The following is a 24,468-nucleotide window of genomic DNA, read 5'->3' as shown; positions in this document are numbered from 1 at the left end:
GGCTTGATCGAAACTGCGCCCGAATCGCTGAAGGCCCCTGGAGCGGCGGCTACCGGTTGTCCTCGGCGGCGGGCACGTTCTGGTCAGCGATGACGCGGAGGTACGCAAGGGCGTCGGCCTTGCGCGAGATGGGGTCGGAATAGCTCCGGCCGCCATCACTGGAGACGATCCAGCCGGTGTAGTCAGCGCCGTCGAGGCTGGGCGAGTGGCGGTTGGCCTCGGCCAGGATCGGGGTGCCGCCCACCCTCGGAGTGCCGTCCTCCCACGCCAGGTTGCTGTGTAGCCAGAGCAGCGGGCGCGGGTTGTTGGCGACGGCGAGGTAGTGGCCGTGATGCAGTTCGACGACGCGGTACGGAGCGGACACCTTGGCAGGGTCCACGTCGAGCATCTGCCAGGTTTCGACGGCCTGTTCGTAGTGGGCCAGCAGCTCGGCCGACTCCTGGGAGCGGAAGTACTCAGCCATCCAGGTACGGGCCGTGTCGACGGAGTCGGTGCCGTGGGTGTGCCGGTACCAGCTGTGATTCCATTCCTGCAGACCCGCGGCGGACAGGTGCTCGTCGGCGAACTCGATGCGGACCGGCTGAGGACCGCTGTGGAGGTGGGTGACCCGGAGAACGACCTCGTCCACGGCTGCGTATTGAATGTCACGCTGCCCCCGGCGGCTGCGGCCGGTGATCGGGTTCTTGCGGGTGAACTTGATGTGCTCGGCGAGCATGCTCGCTCCGGTTCGGTGGAAGTGAGCCCCGGTTACGGGGCGGAATCGGTTGCGGAGGTCTCGCGCGTGGAGACGAAAGCTCACGCGGAGGGCGCCCCCCGGGGTGGTCGCGACAGGCGCTCGGCCAGCCAGGCCGGTCCTGCTCGCCGGCCGCGTGCAGACGCGGGCACACCTGCAGAGCGTAGGCCGCACAGGAAGGATGGAGCGGCGGTTCCAGGTAGTACTGGGCGTCCGCCTTGCCAATGAACGCCAACTGCTCCGTGGCTGCGATGTCCTGCGTGCACAGGCCGCAACGCCGCTGGGTCATGAACTGTCTCTGCCTGACCGGGCAGTACTCCGCGAATGCAGGGGTTCCGCGCCCAGGCGTGCACTGGCAAGTGACGTGGCTCATCGCTGTTGGTTACGAGGATCGAGCCGTCATCGTCTGCCGGGCATCAGACGATGTTGCCGGGCACCGGCAGTCCGGCTCTGTTGCGAGGCAGTCGGGCGACGCGGGACGGCATGCGGATAGTGCGCCGAGAAGTGCTCATGAGTGACTCCGGCGGGAAGTGGGTGGTCGGTGAAAATGGGTGCTCCTGGCGGGACTCGAACCCGCGCCGGGTAGGTGGGCTTGGGAAACGCGCTTCCCTGCCGGGGGCTGAGGTTCCCCAACCCTGGGGCTTTTGGCTTGCCAGGGCCCGGACCCGGTGCATCCGCAACCGTCCCACCATGTCGCCGTTCCGTTTTACGGCCGCTCTTCCTTCTGAGCTACAGGAGCCTGTCTCCCATGGGAGATGACCCAACTATACGGCGATAAAATCAATTAAGCAACTATCTTCAGTGTCCCTCGAACAAAAAAGACCCTGTCTAGAAGTGGGAGCGGCGTCACCCGTCACACCATCCAACGGCGGACTGTTCCCCGACTCGGCGGCAGCCATCATCAGACCCTCACCCGCAACGGGAAGGGGAGGCGCCGTGCCGGTCTTCCGCCAGATCACCACCTGCACCGAGCCGTCGACCTTCGTCATCGAACGCCGCACCCGGGCGCAGGATCGTCCGTTGAACTACCGGCTGGAGCTCGACCGACTTATCTCACCTGAGCGTTACCGCGCCGATGGCGGAACTGTCGGTGTAGCGTCATGGTCAGATGTCATGGTTCCGAAGTACCGGTTCTCCCCCGTGGAGCGTGCGCACGGGGGATTCTGCTGTTCAAAGTCTCTGAGGACCAGGGCGATCACCTCCGGTTCTCGCACGGTGCGGGAACCGACTTCGAGTCCCCTTGGAGGGCAAAAATGGCCAGCGGAACCGTCAAGTGGTTCAACTCGGAAAAGGGCTTCGGCTTCATCGAGCAGGATGGCGGCGGCCCCGACGTCTTCGCCCACTACTCCAACATCGCCAGCTCCGGCTTCCGTGAGCTCCAGGAAGGCCAGAAGGTGAACTTCGACGTCACCCAGGGCCAGAAGGGCCCCCAGGCGGAGAACATCACCCCCGCCTGAGTCTGCCTCTACACGACACCCACCCCGCACCATGAGCGTCGCGGGGTGGGTGTCGTCCGTCTTGCTCCGTTCCCTGATCGGGTGCACGGATCGCCTGACGGCCGCCAGGCCGATGCGCGATGATCACCCCTCCGTACTTCGAACGGCGAAGGGGACGTGTCATGGCCAAAGGAACGCGGATCACCGGCGAGGCGCGCGACAGGCTCGCGGCCGACTTGAAGAAGAAGTACGAAGGCGGAGCAAGTATCCGGGCGCTGGCCGAAGACGCCGGCCGCAGCTACGGCTTCGTCCACCGCATCCTCACGGAGACCGGCGTCACCCTCCGAGGCCGGGGCGGCGCCACTCGGAACCAGACTGGCGCCTGAGCCCGGCCAGCGGACATGCTGACTCCTGGTCCGTCGACACCGCTCAGCCCGCTACGGATCCTGGACGGTGCTCGCGGCGGCGTAGTTCGCGGTCGTCTCGTCCTTGGAGCCACGCGAAGATCCGAGCGCCCCGCTTGTCCTCGTCCGGGTACGAAGCAGCCTCGGGCATCTCATGTTCGTGGTCTCGGTACTGATACGTCACCACAGGCAGGAGCTCGCCGGCGCTGCGGCCGGTGACCGACATGACGTAGACGTAGTCCTCGCCCTTCCACAGTCCTCCGTGCCCGCCGCTGGCGCGCGCGATTTCCGTGTGGGTGAGCAACATGGTGTGGCCGAGCGGGAGCTTTTTGGCGTGCGAGGGCCACGCCGTGCGCAAAGCAAACCGTGAGCTGCACACGACTTGGCGGTCGGCTCAGTACGCCGCCCGGTGACGCCACGTCCGCCGCTGACGCACTTTGCAAAGTACGGCTTGTCTCTCGGAGCAGGTCAGAATGCGGCGTCGACGGTGAACGGACGGGCGGCCGGCTTCTTCCCATGGGCGGCCGTGAAGACGAACGGCAGGAAAGCCCGACCTCCGTCGGTCAGGTGGAGGCCCACGCCGGGATGCCCCGGTGAGGCGGAGTAGCCGTACGCGCTGGCGATTTCGGGGGCGTGGGCACTCATGAGGACGGCAGCCAGGTACAGCTCGGCTCGCGGCGGTGTGATCTTCCCAGCCGCGTCGTAGAGCTGCGGAAGGGGCGGTGCGGACGAGGTGGTCTGGGCAGGTTCGGCGCTTGTGGCGTTGGCGGTGGTGATCCCGATCCAGAGCCGGGCGCCGCTGCTGAAAGAGATCAGGAGCCCGCTGGGGCGGCGGCTGCCGTCCGTCCACGCGGTCGCGGAGGTGATGTCGGGGCCCTTGGCGAGGATCTCGGCACACAGCTCCTGTACCTGCTCAGGGCCCATGGCTGCCGCCTCTCAGGTGTCGAATGGGTGTCTCGTCAGCCTAGGCGGGAGGTCTGACATCGCGGCGTCGCGCGGGTGCCGACCGGGCGAGGGCGGCGGGGCGTAGGGCATCGGCGCCGAATCGGGTGCGTGCCTTGTCGGCGGCGGCTTCGAGTTGGCGGGCCTTGTGGTCGGCGGGGTCGAAGGTGAGCTGGTGGTGGGCTCCTTCGGCCTGTGCGAGGGCTTCGGCGCGGAGGGCGAGACCGCGCACTCGCGCCCGTTGGAGGCCCAGTGCGGCGTAGAGGTCGTACGCGGTGCGGCATAGCTGCATGGAGTGGTTGGTGGCCTCGGGGAGTGTGCGAGCGCGGTGGGTGCTCGTGTGGTCGGCGTAGCGGACGGTCAGGGCGATGCGGCGGCAGACCTGGTTTTCGCCGCGCATCCGGAAGCCGAGCTGCTCGACGAGGTGGAGGACGGCCTGGCGGTGGCGGTCGGGATCGAGCTCGTCGTGGGGGAAGTCGACGGCGGCGGAGCAGGACCGTTCGGGCTGCTGACGTACGACGGGACGCTGGTCGATCCCGTGGGCGCGTTCGTGCAGGAGGCGGCCGGCGGCGGTGCCGAGGATCTTCTGGGTGGTCAGGAGTGGGGTGTCGGCGAGCTGGCCGATGGTGGTGATCCCGTAGCGGCCGAGCGTGGCCGCGGTGGCGGCACCGACGCCGTACAGGGCGGCGACAGGGCGGGGCCGGAGGAAGGCCCTGACGGCGGGGTCGGTGGTGTCGATGCAGGTGATGCCGCCGGGGGCGGTGGCATCGGTGGCCATGGCGGCGATCATGCGTGAGCGGCCCCCGCCGATGGTCAGGTTCAGGCCGAGCAGAGCAAGGGCCCGCAGGCGTACGAGTTGGGCGAGCCCGTGCGGGGTGCGGTCGAAGAAGCGCAGGGCGCTGCCGATCTCGAGGTCGGCGGAGTCCGGTTCCAGGGCCTGGACGGTGGGGGTGATGTTCTCGAGGAGTTCGAGGAGCTGGGGGTAGAGCGCCGGGTCGGGGTGCGGGGCCGCGTGGGCATGGACGCGTAGGACGTAGCGGTGGTTCATGGTATTCAGCCGGCCGATCCGGGACTGGTGTAGGCCTTGAGGTTCGCGGTCCGATCGCCGGCGGGCAGCAGATCAGCCCAGGCCTGGAGCTGCGCGCCGTTCGGCAGATGAAGGACTCGAGCCGGCGCGGCGGCGGCAGGCGGCGCTGCCTCGCCGAGGAGTTGCTGGACGGCGTCGGGCCCCTGATCGCGGCGGGCGGCGGCCAGGTCTTCCAGGTCCCAGGCTCGTTCCCCGACCACGGTCGCTCGCTGGCCGCGACGCTGGACCTTGCCGCGCACCAGCAGGAGCGCGCTGTGGAACACGGTGGCTGCGACGGTGTCGTGGCTGGAGTCGAAGAAGGCGATGTCGGTCAGGCCGCTGCCGTCGTCGAGGGACGTGAAGATCACGCGCCTTCCGCTGGCGATCGGGGGCGTTTGTGTGGCGGCGCGTACGCCGGCGACGAGGACCGGCTGGCCGGTGCGCAGGGTGGACAGGCGGCGGGAGCTGGTGACGGCGAGTTCGCGCAGGAGCTGGTGGTGGTGCTCCATGAGGTGGGCCGAGACGTCGATGCCCAGGACGTCGAGTTCGGCGGTGAGGCGTTCGCGGGAGGTCATTTCGGGCAGGCCGGATGGTGCGGCACTGAGCGGGCTGGTGTGGTCGAGGGGGAGCTGGCCGTCGTCGAGGGGGCGGTTGCGGGTCTGGCGGTGCAGTTCGGTGATCTGCAGCAGCAGGTCGCGGCGGGTGGCGGTGCCGCGCAGGGTGTCCAGGGCGCCGATGTTGACGAGGTGCTCGGCGACCGAGCGGGCGGGACGGGCGCGCTGCCACAGTTCCTGGACGCTGGCGTACGGCTGGCCGTTGACGATCCGCCGGGTCTGTTCGTCGGTGATGCCGCGGACCTCGGCCAGGGAGAGGCGTACTGCGAAGGTGCCGTCGTCGGCGGGCTCGATGCGGTGGGTAGCGGCGGAGCGGTTGATGTCGACGCCGCGGACCTGGATGCCGTGGCGGCGGGCGTCGGCGACGATGACCCTTTTGGGCCACATACCCGGGTCGTGCTGGAGGACGCCTGCGTACAGGGCTGCCGGGAAGTGCGCCTTCAAATAGGCAGATTGAAGGGCAGGAACGGCAAAAGCGACAGCGTGAGCGCGGGCAAATCCGTAGGCTCCAAAGGCCCGCAGCTTCTCCCAGACCTGCGTCACCACGTTCTCGCTGTAGCCGCGGGCCAGGGCCCGGTCGCGGAACCACGCCCCCACTCGCGGCAGCCGATTGGCGTCGCCGAGGGCGCGGCGTGCCAACTCGGCGAGGGCGTCGTCGCAGCCCGTCATGCGTGCGACGATCTTGATGATCTGCTCGTGCCAGATGAGCACGCCGTAGGTGTCCGACAAGATCGGCTCCAGATCGGGGTGCGGGTAGGCCGGCGGGTTGCCGTGCCGGGCGGCGATGTATTCGGCTGGCATGCCGCCGGCCACTGGTCCGGGGCGGAAGAGGCTGATATCGGCGATGACGTCCTGCACGTCGCGCGGTTGCAAACGGGACAGGAGGTCCATTTGTCCGGGGCTCTCCAGGTTGAAGACGGCGACCGTGCGGGCGTCCTGGATGAGCTTGAAGGCGAAGTAGTCGTCGAGCGGGACCTGGTCGAGGTCGAGGTCCTGGCCGGTGGCGCGCTTGATCTCGGTGATGGCGTGGGCCATGGCGGACTGGATCCTCATGCCGAGGACGTCGAGTTTGATCAAGCCGAGATCCTCGACGTCCATTTTATCCGCCATGAGCATGTCGAAGTTGCCGCCGGCGGTGGGCTGCACGGGCAGACGGGTGCGCAGCGCGGCGTCGGAGATCACGACACCGCAGGGGTGCATGGCGATGCCGCGCGGCAGGGCGTCGAGTCCTTCGGCCAGTTCGAACAGGGGCCCGTAGCGTTGCGCCTGGGCGGCGAGAGCTTTGAGTTCGGGCAGTTCGGCCAGGGCGGCGCGGATGTCGCGGGCGCGGATGTGAGGGAAGGCCTTCGCGATGCGGCCGACGTCGCCAGGGGCGATACCGAGGGCGAGTCCGGTGTCGCGAAGGGCGTGCCGGGCCCGGTAGGTCTCGGGCATAGCGGTGACGGCGACTCGGTCGTGGCCGTACCTGGCGAAGATCTTGTCGTAGACCTCGAGCCGGCGGTCGGCTTCGACGTCGAGGTCGATGTCGGGCAGGTCGGTTCGGCGCATCGAGAGGTAGCGCTCGAAGACGAGGTGGTGGTCGAGGGGGTTGGCGACGGCGATGCCCAGCAGGTAGTTGGTCATCGAGCCGGCGCCCGAGCCGCGGGCCGCGACCCTGATTCCCATCTCGCGTACGTCGTCGACGACGTTGGCCACGGTGAGGTGGTAGGTGTCGTAGTGGAGCCGACCGATGATGTCCAGCTCGTGCTCCAGGCGGGCACGGGCGGCGTCCGAGCGGTCGAGGCCGCGGCGGATGAGGCCGGCTTCACAGCGGTCGCGCAGCACCCGGGCGGCGTCCGCGGTGTCGGTGGCGCCGACGACGTGCGGTTCGGGGAGGTGCGGGCGGCCCAGGCCGAGGTCGGCGCGCGGGTCCAGGGTGCACTGCTGCGCGACGGCGGCCGTCTCGGCGAGGAGCTGGCGTGCGCGGCGCGGATCCGCGCCGGATGCGAGCACGATGCGGTCGGCTGCCGCGGCCATCTGCCGGGGCCCCTTGAGCCAGCGCTCACCGGAGTCCAGACGGCGCCGGTCGATCGGGCGGAGCAGGCGGGCGGCGTCGAGGACGTCGGCGATCCTGTGCTGTTCGGGGTTGGCGTACCTGACTGCGTTGGTGAGGACTGCTGGGATGCCCAGGTCATCGGCGAGGCCGACGGTGCGGGCGGCCAAGCGCAGGGAGCCGGGTCCTGTGCCGCTCAGGCCGTGCCAGACGGCGGCCAGCCGCAGGTTGGGGCCGAAGATGTCGCGCCAGGGCGCGAGCAGTTCCCGGCCGTGGTCCGGGCGGCCGGCGGACAGCGCGCGGGCCGGTTCGGAGGCGGGGCCGAGCAGGGCGGTGAGGCCGTCGACAGCGTGCGCACGCAGCAGGTCCCAGGTAGCCACCGGGTAGCCGTCGGTTGGCGTGGCGTGCGCGGCGGACAACAGGCGGCACAGCTGGGTCCAGCCTGCCCGGTTGTGCGCGAGGAGCTGGACGCGCAGCTGCGGCTCGCGGACGTGGGCGCCACCGCGAACCGGGGTGCGGTGTCGCTCGGTGCGCGCAGCCGTCAGCGGGGCGACGGCCATGTCGACACCGAGGACGGGCCGGACGCCGTGCTGCTCGCAGGCCTTGGCGAAGCGGACGAATCCGGTGACGGTGTCCCGGTCGGTCAGCGCCAGGACCCGCATGCCTCGCTCGGCGGCGGTTTCGACGAGGGCGGCCGGGGAGGAGGCGCCGTACCGGGGCGAATAACCGGAGGCGACGTGCAGGTGCGCGAAGACCTCCATGGCGTCCTCCGCTCGCGACTCGTCCCATCGGTGTGCTCGCACCCCTCCATTTTTCGAACGTGTGTGCGATGACTGTAGCGCGAGAGTTCACGGGACGGGAAAGGGAGCAGTGCGCATTCACCCACCCGGAGGGCACGGCTGGCGCGGGCCGTACGGTCCGGTCGAGCCGATCTCCCCCTGGATGGCGGGAGTTGACGCTGGGGCTCATGCGCCGACGAGCCGACACCGGGCAGAGGCTCTGATTGACTGGCCGCCAGTCGGGTGGGGAGGGGCGGCACATGGACTTGTTCCGGCGCGGGAAACGGTACGAACGGGCCCGAGCTGCCGCAGCGGCCGCCCGGGCGGCGCAGTGGGGCGGCGGCCCGGAGGGGGAGGCGCTGGGCGACCTCCACAGCTTCCGGGACGAGGTCCTGGCGCTCACCGCCCTTCCCCCGGACGTCGAAATCCTGCTGTCGGACCTGGCCGTCGGCTGGGAGGACGTCACGCCGGAGCTCCCCGCCCTGACCGTCCTGCCGATGATGGAAAGCCGGGGACTCGTCGCCCTGCCCCGGGGCGGCGACGGAGTGCGGCGGATCACGTTCCCCGGACGGCTGCACGCCCTCATCTCCTCCCACCGCACCCCGGAGGAGATCCGCGCCGGGCACCGCCGCGTCCTCGCCCGGGCCGTCACCCTGCCGCCGGAGGGCGGCCACTGGTGGCAGCTGCCGGTCGCCGAGACCTACCTCTGGCACCACCTGCCCTGGCACATCGCCGCCCACGACCGCGCCGCCGCCGTACGACTGGTCCAAAACCCCCGCTGGCAGGCCGCGAAGGTCAGGGTCTGCGGCGTGGCCGCATTCCGCGCGGAGCTGGCGATGTTCGACACCCCCGAGATCGACGCGGCCCGCCGGGCCGTGGACCGCGTCGCCCACCGCCTGGAGCACCGCGCCTGCCCGGACCCGGTTCTCCGGGCCGGGCTGCTGCTCGACGCCCTGGCCGACGAGGCCGTCCTGCGGGCGGAGGCCGAGCTCCTCCGGCAGGAGCTGCGGGAGGAGGCCCCGGGGCGCGTCGCCACCGACCTGACGTCAGCCCTGGTGGGCGTGCTGCCGTCCCCGTCGTATGTCAAGGACGTCGCCCTGGCGGCGGACGGCAGCTGGCTGGTGACGGCCTCGGGCCACAAGGCCAGCCGGATCCACGACGTCGCCGACCGGAGCGTGCGGCACGTCCTGGGCCCGACCGAGGGGATCCACGAGGTGTGCGCGATCACGCCGGACGGCAGCCGGGTCATCACCGGAGACTACGACGCCGCCCGCTGGTGGGACGCCGCCACCGGCCGGCGCCTGCGGTCGGTCGACGGCTGGACCACCCAACTCGCCCTCGACCCAGGCGGTGCCTGGGTCGCCACCGACACCTCGCCCCGCCCCGCGGTCATCGACAGCACGACCTACGCGATCAGACGGCTCGGGAAGAAGTCGGAGCCCCGCACCCACGTCAGCGCCATGGCCTGCTCCTCGGACGGCCGGACCGTCGCCGTCAGCGACCTGAACGGTCGGATCCGGCTGTGGGACCCCGTCTCCGGCAAACTGCAGGCCGAACTCCCCAGGTCACCGGGGACCGTCTACCGCCTGGCCTTCGCCCCCGACGGCAGCTGGCTGGCCGCCGTCACCCTGGACGGGGTCCGGATCCTGGGTCTGCCCGGCGGCCGGGAGCGCCTGCACATCCCGGGCTCGCACCGGTTCGCCGTCGGCGACGGCGGCCGCTGGCTCGCCGTCCCGGGGGACACCGTCCGCATCCACCGGACCGACACCGGCGAACTGCTCGGCGAGTTCACCCCGGACCGCCGCGGCGAGGACTACCACGTGCGGACCTCGCCCGACGGCCGGTACCTGGCCACCTGGTACCTGGGCAGCGCCTCCATCCTTGTCTGGGACGCCCGACGGCTCGTCCGCTGACACACAGGGACAGCGCAGGAGAGCCGCCCGGTGCCGGCCCTTCACGCCCGCCATCGAGACCCTCCGCAGCCCGATCCCCGATCCCCGCTCCCCGGCACTCGCAGCCGCCCCGACGGCCCGATCCACATCGCCGTCCAAGTACACCGCGGCGACGAGTGGGACATCCTCACCGGCAGCCCCGTCCCGGACGGCCAACTCGAGGTGCGCGCAGCTGCTGGTCGCCGATGCCGTTGTAGACGGGCTGGGCCCAGTCCTTGCCGAGGGCGGGGATGCGCAGGACCTCGGCGATGCGGCCGCCGGGACCGTTTCCGGTCTTGCAGCCCCCGCGTGCTCGCCCTGGGCTGCTCGGCGTGCACCAGCTGGATGAGACGCTCACCTTCCGCAGCCTGATCACCCGTTCCCGGGCTTCACTGGGCGTCATGGCCGGCATCATAGGCCACTCGATCACCATGGCCAGGGAAAGGCGAATCCCGGCCGCTGCGGACTGAACCTCACTGCTCGGTGAGGACCTCCATGACGGTGGCGAGACACGGATGACGTTCAGTGCATCTCTGTGCTCGAGGAGGCGGCCGCAGTCAGAGGTACGGGATCCGGCATGGTCCGGGGCGCCGCGGCGAGTGCGTGGAGGCGGGCGGCCATGCCCTGCGGGCCGAGCGCCGCCAGCGTCCACAGTGCGCTGATCTGCCGGCCGGTGGACCAGGTCCCGGTTGTCGGCAGCTTGAACGGTGCCACGGCGATGTTCTGAGCCGCGAACGGGGTCTGGTCGAGGTAGGTCATGCCGCCGGTCCCGCACAGGTACGCGCGGGCACCGGTTGCGGCGGCCAGGTCGGCGAGCCGCTGGGAGCGGCCCGGGCGGGTGGGCAGTTTGCTGCTGGCCATGATCTTTCCGCGCCAGCCGAGCAAGTCCAGCAGGAGGCGGGTGGATATCTCGGCGACCGTCGCGGTCCGTCCGGCGGCGAAGGCATCCAGCACCGGGCCCAGGGCCCGGGCGAGGGCCGGCCAGTGGGCGCTGCTCCCGTAGTGCTGGCGCAGCATGCCCGCAGTCCTGCGGCGGGCGAGAACCACGTCGTCGATCAGCGCGTCCCGGATGAGGGTGGACCGTCCGCTGGGCAGGCGGGTGGGGATGGTCAGCCACTGCTGGCGGGCCGGGTCGTCGAGGCCGGCGAGGCGGGCTCGGTGCTGGTAGTCGCGGCGGGTGAACTGCACATCGTCCAGGACGATCCAGTAGTCCGCCGCGAACAGCTTGGCCAGCGTGGTCAGCCGTGGAAAGAGATTCGGCTGGTGGATCGCGCACAACCCGCCTGGGGCGGGCAGTTCACGAGATGAGGCGGCTGGTGAAGCCGTCGCGGATGAGGGACTCGTACGCGGCATGCACGTCCTCCGGGACTTCCTGCTCGATGGCGAATCCGAGCTTCGGATACTCGATGACCCGCTGGAGGTCGCCGACGAGCATGTCCAGGACGAGCTTCTCGTCGCCGATGGACTTCAGGTAGTCGTCGAATTCCAGCGGCTCCGATGCGCACAGGATCTCGACGTCGGGCCACAGCTCGCGAGCGGTGGCGAACGACCGCCGCTCCATGTAGGGCTTGGAGACCAGCAGCACCGTCAAGGGGTGGATGCCGGCGGCGGCGAGGACCTCGCGCGCCAGGGTGATGTTCTGCCCGGTGTTCGCCGCGTTCGGCTCGAGCAGAATCGCCTCGGCGGGGACGCCGAGGTCGATGGCGTGCTCGCGGAAGTGGACAGCCTCGCCGCGGGGGAAGACCTTGGTGGTGGTGGGGCTGTTGCCGCCGGTGAACACTAGGGTCGGGAAGAGTCCGGAGCGGTACAGTCCGGCGGCGTGCGTGGCGACGCCGAGGTCGTGGCTGCCCAGTCCGATTGCCACGTCGGCGGGCCGCAGCTCGTGCTGCATCTGGTGGTAGTCCCAGATCAGCTTGGCCTGGCGCCACTGGTCCTCGGTGATGGCCTGCTGGTTGTCGCTCACGTTTGTGTTCTCCCTGGTCACCGTTGCCGGGGGCCGGTCGGCCCCTCGCTCATGGCCTTGATGCCCTCGATGCTGCGCAGTTGGTGCACGAGTCCGTACTGCGCGGCCTCCTTGGCGGCCTGGTCGAGGACGAGGTGTCCATCATCCCGGGTCGCCGGATCGGAGAGCAGGATGTGGCCATGAGCGGTGTCCAGTCGCACGCGTTGCATCGGTGACTCGGTGGTCCTGCTGCTGCGGGCGATGTCGATGAAGTGCAGGGCCTGGGTGAGGTCGCCGGCGCCGCGGCGGGCGAGAGCGAGTTTCTGGTGGGCCACCGACCAGTCGTCCGGTTCGGTCAGATCTTCGAAGTCGCGGGTGGCGGCCTGCATGACGCGGGTCGCGTAGTCGTGCTGGCCGTCCTTGCTCAGCGAGGTGCCTACCCACAACTTCGCGCGGGCGCGGTCGCGCCGGGAGAGCCGGTTGTCGACGGCGAGGGTCTCGTAGTGGCGGGCGGCGAGCTCCAGCTTGCCGGACATCTCAGTGACGACCGCGAGGGAGAGGTCGAGCTGGGCGACGCGCCGAGGGATGTCGAGCTGAGTGAAGACCGCGCGGGCGTCGGCGTAGGAGTGGTGGGCGGAGAGCGGGCCGAGCACGGCGCCCTGGTCGCGTTTGAGATCGCCGAGCAGAGCGGTGGACCGGGCGAAGAGATACAGGCCCTTGTCGTCCAGTTCAGGTGCCTTGAAGCGGGTGAGCCATCGGTTCAGGAGGCTGTCGGCGAAGGTGAAGTTCTGCCGGGACAGGGCGACGACGACCCGGTCGAGGTCGTCGACCCAGCTCTCGTATTCCCAGGCTCTGGGGCCGGAGGCGGTGATGCGGTGCCATCCGGCGCTCGGCCCGGTGCTGGTCATCTCGGACAGGAGCGTTTCGAACCGCAGGTGGACGGCGGCGTCCGCGCGGCTGAGGGCAGTGTCGAGGATGGCCTGCGTGTCGGGTCGGGGCTCGGTGTCGGCGAGCTTGCTCTCCCACTTGGACACGGTCGCGACGGCCAGGCCGAGTTGCTGGGCGAAGGCCCGCACGCTCAGGCGCAGGGCGGTCCGCAGGGCCTTGGCCTCCAGGCCGGTCCAGTGGTGCACGGTCGCCACGCGTCACTCCCTTCCACCGGTCATCGAAGCAGATCCGCCCGGTCGGCGGGACAGAAGTGGAACGGAAGTAGAACGGCCGGTGGTTGGCGAGGAGTTGGGGAGCGGCCACGCTCAGAGCGTCCCCTTCTTTGTCGAGCCTTTGGACGGTCACCAGCATGGAACCCCTCACCGAGCATCGCCCGGTTAACGGCCTGGTCGTGTACGGCTTCCTGCGGCTGGTGCGGGTCTCCCAAGCGCGGCAGGACGCTCTGGTCGGCTCACTCGCCGAGTACTGCCGCAGTCACGAACTGCAGCTGTCCGGCGTCTTCACCGACCGCGACGCCACAGCCGGGCCCGCCTCGGCGGCGTTCACCGGGCTGCTGGACGTGCTCGCGCTGCCGGACGTCTACGGCGTTCTCGCTCCGGCCATGTCGCACCTGGGACCGAAGGCCATAGCCGCCGAACGCGGGCGGCGGATCGAGGCGACCGGCTCGCGGCTGCTGCTGGTCCGCAAGCCCCGTGCCCCCCACCACGCCGTCTCTCGCAGCGGTCCCGTCCGCCGCCACCCCGGCACCACCCGCGTCCTGGACGCCGAGTCATGAGGACCATGATGGCCAAGACGACCCAACGGTTCTTCGAAGCCCGGCCTGAGTCGGTCAGCCAGGCACGGTCCTTTACCACCCAGGCCCTGGACGACTGGGACCTGCCGGACCGTGTCGAGGACATCCGGCTCTGCGTCTCCGAACTCGCCACCAACGCCGTGGTCCACGGCACCGTTCCCGGTCACGGCTTCCTGGTCAAGCTCGACGCCGAGGAGGAAGCCGTGCGCATGGAAGTGCACGACAGCCGCCGCCGGCGCCCTGAGGCTCGGCACGCCTCCGACACGGACATCTCCGGACGCGGGCTGATCCTGGTGGCCGCGCTCGCCGATGGCTGGGGAGTTCAGGACCGCACCCCGTCCGGGAAGATCATCTGGTGCTGCTTCAAGGCCACGGGAGGCACGACAGCATGAGTGTCCTTCTCAACCCGCTCGGCCCTGACCTGCGGCTGCTGGTGTCCCTTGCCGCCTGGACCTGGCCCGGCGCCCGCCCGGACGGTCGGGAAGCCGCGCACATCCTGATCACCTGCGCCTCGACCCTGGCCGGCCAGGCCACCGCCGAGACGGCCGAGGCCCGGATGCGGCGACTTTCCGCCAGCCTGGGTGGCCTGGCTGACGCCCGGGACGTCGTCCCGGAGCTCGAGCGCTGCCTGCAGATCGTAGGCGACCATGTGCTGCTGCACGTACCCGGCGTCTCCCGCCAGCTGCGGCTCCCCACGCGCCGACCCTGGACCGAATTGGTCGCGCACAACGGAGAGGCGGTCTTGCTCCTGGGACTGGACCCGCTTCCGCAGACCGCCGACGCCGCGCGGGTCGACGTGTACCTGGATGCGGCGCTCGCCGCAGACCGGCTGCTGTTCGGCCGCGCCCGTACCCGCTGAATCCACATGGTGCCGCACCGCAGCGGCGCCTCAAGGAAGCCGACGTCCTTGAAGTGGAGGGGCACGATTGCCAAGGGGCGCCAACCGGCCAGACGTGGCCGATCTGCGACTTCATCCGCGAGCACGGACAACCCGGCCCGAGAATCAAGGCGTTGGCACTTGGCACGGGAGGAACCTTGACCGACCTGCACGAACCGCTGGATCCGCTCGACAGCTACCCCAACGAATTGCCCCCGCCCCGCCAGCACGGCGACGTGAACGTGGCGGGCCTGCTCAGCATGGCCGACGACCTCGCCAAGAACGTGTCGGCGCTTCTCATCAGGGCAAGGTCCTCGGGCTCGGAAGTCCAGATCATGCCCCGGGAAATGATCCAGAGGAATCTGGAGAAGTCCGTCGCAGAGGTCTTGGAGAAGGTCGTCTACCTTCAGAGGCACGCCCACGCCGCGCTGCTCGGGCGCTGCGTCCTGGGGGCTGACTCCAAGGAGGACTGCTCCACGGAGGGTGCCAACCTCCAGCTCAACGTCTGGGACGAGCACACCCGCCGGGACATTGTGGAAGACGGCACCACCGGCTGCGTCGCCCACACCATCGAAGCCGCCCGCCGGACCGTGGCCGACCCCGCCAGCCGCAAGATCCTGCTCGCCTTCGTCCGCGACGCCGAAGGGCTTGCCGTCTGCCGCGCCCTTGGCCTCGGACCGGACGATGCCGAGCAGTTCTTGTACGGCGGCCTGACCCTGCGCCCCGAACACCGCGTCTTCTGACCCGCCGCCCGAGCAGCCTGCATTGGAGTGCCACGTGACCTACGAGCCCGTCGACCTGAACCTGACCGACCCGACGAACGGCTTCATGCACTTCGTCCTCTACACCGAGGCACGTCTCGGTGTCGCTTCGTCGTCGCTGAACGCCGAGGTGGACATCGAGGCGCAGCAGACCGTGACACCGCACTTCCAGGAATGGCTGAGCAGGCTGGTGCGGTGCGAGCCGAACGCGATGCACTGCCTGCTGGTGGAGCCGACGAAGATCCCGACCCTGTTCGACCCGTGCGTCACGGAGGACGCCAGCAGCCCGTCGGCGGTCTCCGGATCGGGCTGCGTGTGCCGCCGGACCTTCTACGACCCCGAGTTCGGGCTGCCCGTCGTCGGCAAGCACTTCAAGCACCGAGGCGAGGGCGGCACGGACCAGTGGAGCTACAAGACGTTCGCTCCGCTCGCCCTGCGCCCCGGCGACACCTTCAGCCGCTTCCACACCGGCCGCAGCCTGTTCTGGGCGCGGACGGAGAAGGGGGACCTGTCCATCCTTCCGCAGCGTGAGGGCCACGGGTACGGCGTCGGCTACGGCGGCGGCGGACCGCACGCCCTGGCCGCCTACCTCACCCAGCTCGCCGACACCGACGGCCAGAACACGGCCGTCGGCACTTCGTACTCGCGCGAGGATGCCCATCCCGCGATCCTCAACTGGACGCAGAGCAGCGCGGCCGACCGCGGCACGAACGAGCTGAGCCTGGGCGACCTCAAGGCCATGCTGCAGGGCTGACCGCCACCACATCTGGACGCCCCACGGACCAGCCGCCTGTGGGGCGTCAGCGCGTACCAGCGGCCCGTTGCGGTCAGCCCGCGCCGCGCCTCGGCCGCCGCTGTGTCAGCCCGCGCCGCGCACCCGTGCCCCCCGGCCGGGCTGCGCTGTCGGCTGCCCGTCCCCGGTCCCCGGCCCGCCTGTCCCCGCGCCCTGCGCCGCGGCCCGTCCCGGGCGTTGTCCCCATGCTGCCGCGGTCGCTGCGCCGGTGGGGACGCGTCGCCGGGTATCCGGCCCGCCATGGTCCCGTGGCGCCGTGTCAGGGCAGCGCTGCTGTACGCCCCGCGCCGCACGGCTGGCCCGCGCCGCCCGTCCCCGGCCGTGTCCGGCCGCGGTTGTGTCGGGCGTCCCGTGCCGTGCCGCCCGCCGTCCCGCGCGCGTTGCCCGTTCCTCGCTCCCGGCCGTGTCGCCGGGCTCCCGCCCGCCGTCCCGCGCCGCGTGCGCGTCCGCCGCGACCCCGTTGTCCCGGCCCTGCGCCCGCCGGTCGCGTGCGCCCGCTGCCGGGGGGTGGGTTGTTCGGCACTGTTCGGCGTTGTTCAGTGAACAACGCCGAACAGTGCCCGTCCCGGCCGTCCTCGTGGCGTCGCCGCCTGCCGTTCCCGTCCCTGCCGGGCCCGCGTCGCCCGCGCCCCCGGGTCTCTGTGCAGCCGGGCTCCCGCCCGCCGCGGTCCGGCTCCCGCCCGCCGCGGTATCCGCGGAAGCCTCCCGTTTCCCGCCGCCTGCGGCCCACGGCCGTCCCCGCCCGTCCGCCGCCGCCCCGGCCGCCGTCCGGCGCGCCGCGCCGTCCGCTGTCCGCCGGTCCGTTGTCCGGCCCCGCCGGGTCCGTCGAGTTCTCAGCCCGTCGGGTTCTCGCCCGTCGCCGTGCGGCTCCCCGCCGGCCGTCCCGGTCGGTGCCGTGGCTGCGCCCTGCGGTCGGTACCGAGGTCACTGGCCCTCTGCCGTGCCGCGTGTCGTCCGTTCCCGCCCTCGCCCGGGCGCTGGACGAGGAAAACGCTGAACACCTGGTGCCGCGCGCTGGCGCGTGGCACAGCAGGCGGAGGGACGGCGACAAACAGAACCCGTACCCGCCCCGCGGATGCAGTCGCCATCATGGGTACCGGCTTCGCCCTGCCCTCGTGTTGGAAGGATCCGATGACCCGTCAGGCCGACAGTGACGCGTGGCGTGCCCTGCTGCACGAGACCTACGCCGTCGAACAGCTGGGCAACGACCTGACCAGGCAGGCGCTACGCGACGGTGCGGTCGACGGGCCGTCGCAGCGCCGCTATCTGCTGCGCCGCGCCGCTCTCGCCGACCGGGCCGATCCCCTCCAGCGGGAGACCGGTTTCGCCGCGGCCGGGGAGGTCGACGCCGATCTGGCCGCCCTCGGCCTGCTGGAGTGGGACCGCGGGCACGGCACCGGCCGCGGCCCCGTTGCGGCCGCCGATGGGCGATGGGACGCCGATCCGCGCGGCTACCTCCATCAGGAACACGCGGTACTCGTCCTTGACGAGGACCAGGGGGAGCCTGGCGCCTGACCTGCTGGTCCGTTGGTGAACTCCCTGCGCGGCGCCGGGGCCGCTGTCGAACGAGTTCCGGCTCGCGCGTGATCACGGCATGTCGCGGCGACAGCGGTGCGGGCTCCGGAACCCCTCTGGGTTACGAGCCCAGCGAGCTGCTCCACCCCGCGTCGATGCCCCGCCGGGAGACAGCCCGGCGAACTCGTCAGCGCCGTGTTCCGCTCTCGCCTGCCGGGCCGGCCCGCGCGGCGATCACGGCGAGTTCGGCGCGCAGGTCCCGCCCCGTCCCGGACGGGGGTCGCACCTGGTGCGATTCCTCGTGCTCGTCGTCGATGAGTCGTCGACCCAGACGGCTGTCCGCCGCTCCTCGGGCTCTTCCTCGTCGCGTTGATGCCGCTGGTACCAGTCGAGATCGTCCTCGTCCTTGATCCAGTGGCGCACGTCCGTGTCCTGCGTGCGCCGGGTCTCGGCCCGTTCGGCGATCTGCACGGGTATCCCGCCCGGGGCGGGGGCTGGGGTCCGGCCAGGATCCGTGCGCGGGCGGCGTCCACGGCCCCGGCCCGCCCGGCCCCCGGCACGAGCCACGGCTTCCCCTCCGCCTCACCCCCCGCCCTGCGTCCGGCCGTCGGCCTACCGCGGTCGCGTCACCACACCGCCCACCTCACCCACCCCCACGCGTTACACAAACCGTCCCCGGTTATGTACCGGAGCGCTAGACTCACCCTCAAGGCGTTACACCCCTGTGCGGCGTGTGGCCGACCGCTGCGCGCCTGTCCTCCGCCGGCCCTGGCCGCCCGCCCGCCCGCCCGCGACGCGGCGGCCCGCTCCGCCCCCGTTCTGCTTCTGCTGGAGTTGCCCGTGTCCTCCTCGCGTTCCGTCTCCGCCGCCAAGACCGGGGCAGCTACGGGCCTGCTGCTGCCGCCCGCCGACGACCCGGTGTGGGGGAGTGTGCCGCTCGCGCTGCGTCAGAACCTGTCCGTGCCCGCTCATGGTCTGGTGAACCCGGCGCGCGGGGGGCTGGCGGAGAAGTCCGGCCGCCCGCTGCGCCTGGCGCTGAGTGCCGCCGCGAAGATGCGTACGACCGGCGCTCACTGGCACGTGCTGCTCATTGCCCCCCGTGCCGCGTTCGGCGGTCCCACCAGCGACCGCGCCGGGCGGGCCTACGCGCTGCTGCAGCAGGTCGTCGTCGACTACCTGCGCCCCGCCCTGGCCGCGCGGGCCGGAGCGAGCGGGAAGGCCCCGGCCGAGCAGCCCCCCACAGCCCCGGCCCCCGCCTCCACCCCGGCTGCTCCCGCAGCCGTCCCGGCCGAGCCCACCGCCGCGCCGGAGTCCGCCGACGGCTTCCTTCCCGATCCCGCTGCCGCTCCCGACACGGTCTCGGCCGCCGGGCCCGAGGGCGGCGCCGTCGAGGAGGCACCCCACCCCTTCCGGCCGCCGACGAACTGGCCGCCGACGAACTGGCCGGCGCCCTGCACGAGATCACCGAACACCGCACCGTCCTGGTCCTCACCACCCCCCACCCGGACACCGCCCACACCGCCCTCGCCCAGCACCTGCCCGCAGGCCAGCCGGCTGTGTCCGTGGCCGGCGCAGACCGCGCCTCCCTGGCCCGCGCCCTCTACACGCAGCTGGGCCTCGGCCGCCGACAGCGACGGCCCCACGCCCTGAAAGACGCCGAGGACCTGATCGTCGCCGAACTCAAGCGAGCCCCCCGCCTCATCATCGCCACCGCCGCCCCCGGCCTGCGCTCCTCCGCCCTCCAACTGCTCTACAGCCTGTGGGCGCGCGAGAACTTCGCGCTGGTCCTGATCGGCGACACCAACCTCGCCACTCTCCTGTCGCGTTCGGACATGGCGAGCCTGAACTCCCGCGTGACCCTCCGGCACCACGTAGCGCCGACTTCCCCGGGCACCCCCGCGCCGAGCGGTACAACTCCGGCCGAGCAGCAGGACCCCCTCCCCTCACCGTCACAGCCGGCACCCGCCGAGCCCGCCACCACCCCGGCACCGGCCGACACCTCCCCGCCCGCCGGCCCGGCACCCGCCGACCCCGCGGCCGCCGACGACCCGCGGACCACCCTGGACCCTGCCGGCACCGCCCACGGCGAAGAACTGGCCGATCACGTACGGGAGATCGCCCAGGCCCGCGCCATCCTGACCGTCACCGGCCCCGACGCCACCACCGTGCACACCGCCCTCACCCGCACTCCCAGCCCCCCGAACCTTCCAGCCGTGCACACGGGCGGCAAGGACCGTTCCTCACTGGTCCGCGACCTGTTCGTACAGCTCGATCTGGACCAGCGCATGCCACAGCCCGGCACGCTGCGGGCCACCGAGGACCTGATCGCCGCCGAACTGCGCCGCGCCTCCCGGCTGGTCATCGTGCCAAAGGCCCACGAACTGCCCACCGCCGCCCTGCGCATGCTGTACGACCTGTGGTCGGCCGACAACTTCCCGCTGGTCCTGGGCGGCGACGACCGCCTCGACGACGTCCTTCAACGTCCCGCCCTGGCGAGCCTGAGCTCGTGCGTGCTCCTGCACCACCACCTGGACCCGGCCGGCGAAGAAACCCCCACCCCCACCCCCACCCCCACCCCCACCCCCACCCCCACCCCCACCCCCACCTCCACCCCGGCTGACGGCCCGAACGCCCCCGCCCCGGCGCCGCTCGCTCCCGACCCCGGGGCGACTGCCTCACCGTCCGCAGCCGGCCCCGACGCCAACCCGGAACCTGCCACCGCGCGCCCCGCCCCGACCACACTCTCCGCCCCGGGCCAGGCCGCCGGACCGCCCACCCCCGGCGCCGCGAAGCCGACGGCGCCCGCCGCGCCGGCGCCCGCCGCCGACTCCGACCAGCCTGCAACCACCACATCCCAACCGGCCCCGCCGCCCGGCAAGACCAAGGCAGTCCCGGGCAAGACCCCCGCCACGCTCCACCAGGCCCGCGCCGCGCTGCCCGACCTGATCCGCGCCGCCGCCGACGGCACCCCCACCCCCCTCACCCGCGAGGACACCGACCACGCCCTTCTGACCACCCCCCACGCCGCCACCACCCTGGGCTGGGACCTCGAGCACGCTCCCGCCCACGGGATCGCCGACGCCCGCAAGAAACTCGGCGACCTCATCCACGAAGCCGCCCAGGGCCACCCCCAGGTCCTGCGCCGCCACACCACCCCCGTCGCCGTGCTGCTCCCGGCCACCCCCACCGGCACCCCCCACCCGCCGACCACCCCCACCCCCGCCAACGCGGCGCCCCCGGCCACCGCTGCCGTCCCACCCACCGGGCCCACCCCCCTCGCGGAGCCCGCCGGTCCCGCCCCGACCGGCGCCGAACCAGCACCGTCGCCCCAGCCCACCCGTACGACCGCGGCCGACACCGCCCCGGCGTCGGCCGCACCGAACGACCCGACCCCGGCCGAACAGCGCCCCCACCCGGCCCCCGTCACCCCGGCCGCCGACCCGAAGACCGCGCCCGACACCACCGATGACACCCCCGCGGCCGCCGCCCTGCACCACGTACCCCCCACCGACACCGCCCCCGCCCACACCGACGTCCCGGCCGCACCACGCCCCTCACGCCGCCTCGCCCCCCTCGGCGAGGCCTTCGACACCGTCCTGGCCCCCACCACCCCAGACACCGACCCCACCGACACCGTCCCATCCCCGCGCGGCCTGCCCACCGGCATCCCCAGCCTCGACCACGCCCTCGGCGGCCTCCAGCCCGGCCGCTTCTACCTCGTCGCCGCCACCCCCGGCACCGGCGGCAGCCTCCTCACCACCACCGCAGCCCGCACCACCGCCCTCGACCACCACCAGCCCGTCCTCTACGCCGCCTCCGGCCTCACCCGCGCCGACATCGCCGCCCGCATCGTCGCCGCCCACCTCCCCGTCGACTACCGCCGCCTGCGCGCCGGCCAGCTCACCGACACCGAACAGGCCGACGTCGCCGCCCTCCACCACGACCTGGCAGCCGCCCCCCTCTACATCGACGACGGCACCGACCTCACCCCCGCCGCCATCGCCGAGACCCTCACCGACCTCACCGGCACCGCCCTCCTCGTCGTCGACCGCCTCCAGGCCGCCGACGACCCCCACCTGCCCCTGTCCGGCCCCCGCCTCCGCGACGCCGCCCAGACCCTCGCCCACCTCGCCCGCACCCACCACCTCCCGGTCCTCGCCGCCCTCGACACCGACCACCCCGACCTGATCAACACCCTCGGCCTCGACACCGTCCTGCACCTCACCCCCGACCCCGACCACCCCCACCACCGCGTCCAACTCGCCATCACCGAACGCGACCTCGGCCTCCAGACCACCCTCACCCTCTACGCCGACCGCGCCCACGCCCGCCTCACCGACCCCACCGACTTCGACCCCTACGCCCACGACCCCGAACCACCCGAGCACACCGCCACCGACCCCACCCCCCAGGCCCCCGCCGCGCCCGGAGCCTCCGCCTGGCCGCCCGTAGCCGTCCCCGGCCGCTCCACACCCCTCGCAACCAGCGAGCCGACCAGCACTCCGCACACACCCGCACCACAGCCCACTCCAGCCCCCGCGACCACCACCAGCGACCCCGCGACGCACCACACCCAGCCGCCGCGCACCACCGCCAGCAGCGGCACCTACGCCGGCCGCGACTACTCCCACTACACCGGCCAGATCACCCGCGCGGTCGACCAGGCCCTCCAAGAGCACGGCGGCGACGTCGAAGCCGCCACCGCCGCCCTGGTGAAAAAGGCCGTGCCCGACGCCATGGCCCTATTCAAAGAAACCCGCGTCGGCTCGAATTACGACCACACCGTCTATCCAGAACTCCTCGAAATCCTCCGCAAAAAGACCAAGGACGGCTCAGACGAAATCTGGGAAGGACGCCACAACTGGACCAACACCCACCTCACCGACCAACTCAACACCGGCGCCCTAGACCCCGTCACCGTCGACGCCCTCGACACCAACGCCTCCTTCATGGCCGCCTTCAAGACCCACCTGCCCATCGGCGCCCTCAGGCACAACCCCCACGGCGGCTTCGACCCCAAACTCTCCGGCGTCCACCTCCTCACCCAGCGCCCCACCTGGCACCACCCCCACCTCCCCGACCCCATCGGCAACCGCCGCGAGATGGGCCCCGTCGTCCTCACCGACGCCACCATCCGCCTCCTCATCCGCTGCGCCCGCTACGACCTGTGCGACCAGCCGGTGATCGCCGAGAGCTGGACCAGCGGCGCCAGCGAAGGCCTGCTGGAGAAATTCCGCCGCGTCCTCACCGAAGCCCGCCACACCTCCCTGGAACGCGAAGCCGCCGGATACGCCGACGGAACCGTGGCCGTCGAATACATCAAAGCCATGTACTCCAAATTCACCTCCACCCTCGGCGAATCCAACGCCAACCTCGAAATCCGCCGACCCGAGTGGATGCACATCATCCGCTCCCAGGCATTCGCCAACCTCTGGTACAAAGCCCACCGCGCCCACAAAAAGGGCCTCACCGTCGTCCGCGTCCGCGGCACGGACGAACTCCACGTCACCGGCGGAGACTGGCGTAACGTATTCACCGAAGGCCGCAGCCCCGCCGAAATGAAACTCAAGAACCAGTACACCCTGCCGAGGAAGACCACCGCCTGATGTCCACCGACGGATGGAAAAACTTCGGAACATACGGGGCCAACCGCGACCCCGGAAACATCCACGGCAAATACGCCCTCGGCCGCGCCCTCGAAGACGCCCTGGAACGCATGATCATCCACGGCGGCATCAGGTCCCCCGCCAGCACCCGCCGCGGCCTCATGGCCCGCATGAACTACCTCACCACCACCGGCGGCGGCGCCCAGGCCATGGCCGAAGCCGGCATCACCGCCACCCGCCCCACCATCCGCGCCTGGACCAGAGGCACCCAACACCCCCGCCCCGAGAACCAGGAAGCGATCGACACCGCCTACTGGAACCTGCGCGCCAACAACATCCTCAACAACCCCGGCGCCCTGAAACAGCACCTCAACCGCGGCGGCCACGGCACCGAAGTGGAGATCCACCCCATCAACCAGGACGTCGTCGAGGCACCGCGGCGCCGCAGCAACCTGCGCGTACGCCGCTTCCAAGTCCGTTACATCTGGGACGACGCGGTCGACGCCTTCGTCGCCGGCGACATCGCCGGGCTCGAAGAGATCTGGGACGACATCATCGGCGAGCTCGACTCCGACTGGGGCGCCTACACCTACGTCGCCCACATCGGCCTCGGCGCCTGACCGGCCGGGCCGGCCGCCTCCAACCGGCCGGCCCGCAAATTCCCACCCCCGGCGCCCTCCTCACCCTCTGCCTTGCGCTGTAGAAAGACCTCACCACCGGAAAGCACGAAAGACAGACCTAGCAATTCGCCACGCTCCAGGATGAGAATTCAGACAGCAGAGAAGGCCGGTACATACATATTCACCCCGGCAACAGCGGTGATAACGTAACGCCTTTCCCAAACTCAGGTACATAATCAACGCGTATCGCCCCGCTAGCCCGCTGCTCCAATTGCTAGAATTGTCTAGAGGTCTAGACCTCTAGGAGAGAGGGGCTGTAACGATGAGTCACCGTTACAGAACTTGCGCGGTACACAACCACGTGACATAATTAGGTACACAAGACGCCGACACCGGGAGCCCGACACGATGTGCAAGTGCGGATCCGACACCTACACGAGCCACGTGGAGCGCACCAGCAAGGGCTACCCGGCTCACGTCTACACAGGCCACTACTGGGCCCCCAGGGATGGCCGGTAGGGCGAGCTCCGCAGTACGCGGGCCGGCACCGCGCACGCCGCTCAGCTCTCCCAAAAGATGTAACGGCATCCCCCGGAGCGCCACCCCTCCACCTAGCCAGCGCTCTTGAGTCGCGGAGCGACGTTACAACTTTCCGTCGCGTAGTGACGGCGCGTCA

At 71.2% G+C, this 24,468-nt stretch carries 22 protein-coding genes; 12 read left to right on the top strand and 10 right to left on the bottom strand.

The window, feature by feature from the left end; translation table 11 throughout:
* Positions 1 to 49: 49 nt before the first annotated feature.
* On the bottom strand, positions 50 to 715 hold the full coding sequence (locus OG852_RS49210) for a hypothetical protein (RefSeq protein ID WP_330351663.1): 666 nt from the start codon (positions 713 to 715) through the stop codon (positions 50 to 52).
* Between the two features lie 1,271 nt (positions 716 to 1,986).
* On the opposite strand from OG852_RS49210, the gene OG852_RS49205 reads away from it, so the two are divergent.
* Both OG852_RS49205 and OG852_RS49200 read left to right on the top strand, forming a co-directional pair.
* A complete protein-coding gene (locus OG852_RS49205) occupies positions 1,987 to 2,190 on the top strand; it encodes a cold-shock protein (RefSeq protein ID WP_010982331.1) in 204 nt (67 codons plus the stop codon).
* 161 nt (positions 2,191 to 2,351) lie between these two features.
* Positions 2,352 to 2,555, top strand: a complete 204-nt coding sequence (locus OG852_RS49200) for a helix-turn-helix domain-containing protein (RefSeq protein WP_330351662.1) — start codon at positions 2,352 to 2,354, stop codon at positions 2,553 to 2,555.
* Positions 2,556 to 2,598: 43 nt separating this feature from the next.
* On the opposite strand, the gene OG852_RS49195 is transcribed toward OG852_RS49200, so the two are convergent.
* From OG852_RS49195 to OG852_RS49180, 4 genes are all read right to left on the bottom strand, one after another.
* Positions 2,599 to 2,880 carry a hypothetical protein gene (locus OG852_RS49195; protein ID WP_330351661.1) on the bottom strand — a complete coding sequence of 94 codons (282 nt, stop codon included), beginning with the start codon at positions 2,878 to 2,880 and terminating at the stop codon, positions 2,599 to 2,601.
* A gap of 161 nt (positions 2,881 to 3,041) precedes the next feature.
* Positions 3,042 to 3,497, bottom strand: coding sequence for a hypothetical protein (locus OG852_RS49190; protein ID WP_330351660.1), 456 nt, complete (start codon positions 3,495 to 3,497; stop codon positions 3,042 to 3,044).
* A gap of 40 nt (positions 3,498 to 3,537) precedes the next feature.
* A complete protein-coding gene (locus OG852_RS49185) occupies positions 3,538 to 4,563 on the bottom strand; it encodes a DNA polymerase Y family protein (protein ID WP_330351659.1) in 1,026 nt (341 codons plus the stop codon).
* Positions 4,564 to 4,568: 5 nt separating this feature from the next.
* Positions 4,569 to 7,988: a DNA polymerase III subunit alpha gene (locus OG852_RS49180; protein ID WP_330351932.1), complete on the bottom strand. Its 3,420-nt coding sequence runs from the start codon at positions 7,986 to 7,988 to the stop codon at positions 4,569 to 4,571.
* Positions 7,989 to 8,266: 278 nt separating this feature from the next.
* On the opposite strand from OG852_RS49180, the gene OG852_RS49175 reads away from it, so the two are divergent.
* The gene (locus tag OG852_RS49175; RefSeq protein ID WP_330351658.1) at positions 8,267 to 9,919 is read left to right on the top strand and encodes a WD40 repeat domain-containing protein; all 1,653 of its coding nucleotides are present in this window, start codon (positions 8,267 to 8,269) and stop codon (positions 9,917 to 9,919) included.
* 166 nt (positions 9,920 to 10,085) lie between these two features.
* Here the strand turns inward: OG852_RS49175 and OG852_RS49170 are convergent, their stop codons facing one another.
* From OG852_RS49170 to OG852_RS49155, 4 genes are all read right to left on the bottom strand, one after another.
* Entirely contained in the window at positions 10,086 to 10,340 is a 255-nt protein-coding gene (locus OG852_RS49170; protein WP_330351657.1) for a hypothetical protein, read from the bottom strand.
* A gap of 119 nt (positions 10,341 to 10,459) precedes the next feature.
* Complete coding sequence (locus OG852_RS49165; protein ID WP_330351656.1) at positions 10,460 to 11,215, bottom strand: WbqC family protein; 756 nt, start codon at positions 11,213 to 11,215, stop codon at positions 10,460 to 10,462.
* A 19-nt stretch (positions 11,216 to 11,234) separates the two neighbouring features.
* The gene (locus OG852_RS49160; protein ID WP_330351655.1) at positions 11,235 to 11,900 is read right to left on the bottom strand and encodes a YdcF family protein; all 666 of its coding nucleotides are present in this window, start codon (positions 11,898 to 11,900) and stop codon (positions 11,235 to 11,237) included.
* Between the two features lie 17 nt (positions 11,901 to 11,917).
* Positions 11,918 to 13,021 carry a helix-turn-helix domain-containing protein gene (locus tag OG852_RS49155; RefSeq protein ID WP_330351654.1) on the bottom strand — a complete coding sequence of 368 codons (1,104 nt, stop codon included), beginning with the start codon at positions 13,019 to 13,021 and terminating at the stop codon, positions 11,918 to 11,920.
* A gap of 155 nt (positions 13,022 to 13,176) precedes the next feature.
* On the opposite strand from OG852_RS49155, the gene OG852_RS49150 reads away from it, so the two are divergent.
* The 6 genes from OG852_RS49150 to OG852_RS49125 all read left to right on the top strand — a co-directional run bounded on the left by OG852_RS49150 (position 13,177) and on the right by OG852_RS49125 (position 17,566).
* Positions 13,177 to 13,602: a hypothetical protein gene (locus tag OG852_RS49150; protein WP_330351653.1), complete on the top strand. Its 426-nt coding sequence runs from the start codon at positions 13,177 to 13,179 to the stop codon at positions 13,600 to 13,602.
* A gap of 8 nt (positions 13,603 to 13,610) precedes the next feature.
* Positions 13,611 to 14,012 carry an ATP-binding protein gene (locus OG852_RS49145; protein ID WP_330351931.1) on the top strand — a complete coding sequence of 134 codons (402 nt, stop codon included), beginning with the start codon at positions 13,611 to 13,613 and terminating at the stop codon, positions 14,010 to 14,012.
* Positions 14,009 to 14,479: a DUF5949 family protein gene (locus OG852_RS49140; protein ID WP_330351652.1), complete on the top strand. Its 471-nt coding sequence runs from the start codon at positions 14,009 to 14,011 to the stop codon at positions 14,477 to 14,479. Before OG852_RS49145 ends, OG852_RS49140 begins: the two co-directional genes overlap by 4 nt.
* A gap of 176 nt (positions 14,480 to 14,655) precedes the next feature.
* A complete protein-coding gene (locus tag OG852_RS49135) occupies positions 14,656 to 15,240 on the top strand; it encodes a hypothetical protein (protein ID WP_330351651.1) in 585 nt (194 codons plus the stop codon).
* 34 nt (positions 15,241 to 15,274) lie between these two features.
* A complete protein-coding gene (locus tag OG852_RS49130; RefSeq protein WP_330351650.1) occupies positions 15,275 to 16,012 on the top strand; it encodes a hypothetical protein in 738 nt (245 codons plus the stop codon).
* A 1,170-nt stretch (positions 16,013 to 17,182) separates the two neighbouring features.
* Positions 17,183 to 17,566, top strand: coding sequence for a hypothetical protein (locus OG852_RS49125; protein ID WP_330351649.1), 384 nt, complete (start codon positions 17,183 to 17,185; stop codon positions 17,564 to 17,566).
* Positions 17,567 to 17,800: 234 nt separating this feature from the next.
* On the opposite strand, the gene OG852_RS49120 is transcribed toward OG852_RS49125, so the two are convergent.
* Positions 17,801 to 18,037, bottom strand: a complete 237-nt coding sequence (locus OG852_RS49120; RefSeq protein ID WP_330351648.1) for a hypothetical protein — start codon at positions 18,035 to 18,037, stop codon at positions 17,801 to 17,803.
* A 369-nt stretch (positions 18,038 to 18,406) separates the two neighbouring features.
* Between OG852_RS49120 and OG852_RS49115 the strand changes: the two genes are divergently transcribed.
* Genes OG852_RS49115 through OG852_RS49105 form a run of 3 tightly spaced genes read left to right on the top strand, consistent with a single transcriptional unit; the run spans position 18,407 to position 23,792 of the window.
* The gene (locus OG852_RS49115; protein WP_330351647.1) at positions 18,407 to 19,216 is read left to right on the top strand and encodes a hypothetical protein; all 810 of its coding nucleotides are present in this window, start codon (positions 18,407 to 18,409) and stop codon (positions 19,214 to 19,216) included.
* On the top strand, positions 19,129 to 23,172 hold the full coding sequence (locus OG852_RS49110) for a type II toxin-antitoxin system prevent-host-death family antitoxin (RefSeq protein WP_330351646.1): 4,044 nt from the start codon (positions 19,129 to 19,131) through the stop codon (positions 23,170 to 23,172). The genes OG852_RS49115 and OG852_RS49110 overlap by 88 nt, the downstream gene beginning before the upstream one ends.
* Positions 23,172 to 23,792: a hypothetical protein gene (locus OG852_RS49105; protein WP_330351645.1), complete on the top strand. Its 621-nt coding sequence runs from the start codon at positions 23,172 to 23,174 to the stop codon at positions 23,790 to 23,792. The genes OG852_RS49110 and OG852_RS49105 overlap by 1 nt, the downstream gene beginning before the upstream one ends.
* The last annotated feature ends 676 nt before the right edge of the window (positions 23,793 to 24,468 follow it).

The sequence above is a fragment of the Streptomyces sp. NBC_00582 genome (genome assembly GCF_036345155.1).
Taxonomy (GTDB): Bacteria; Actinomycetota; Actinomycetes; order Streptomycetales; family Streptomycetaceae; genus Streptomyces.
The sequence above is the reverse complement of the archived record's forward strand: the minus strand, read 5'-3'. Positions and strand labels throughout refer to the sequence as shown.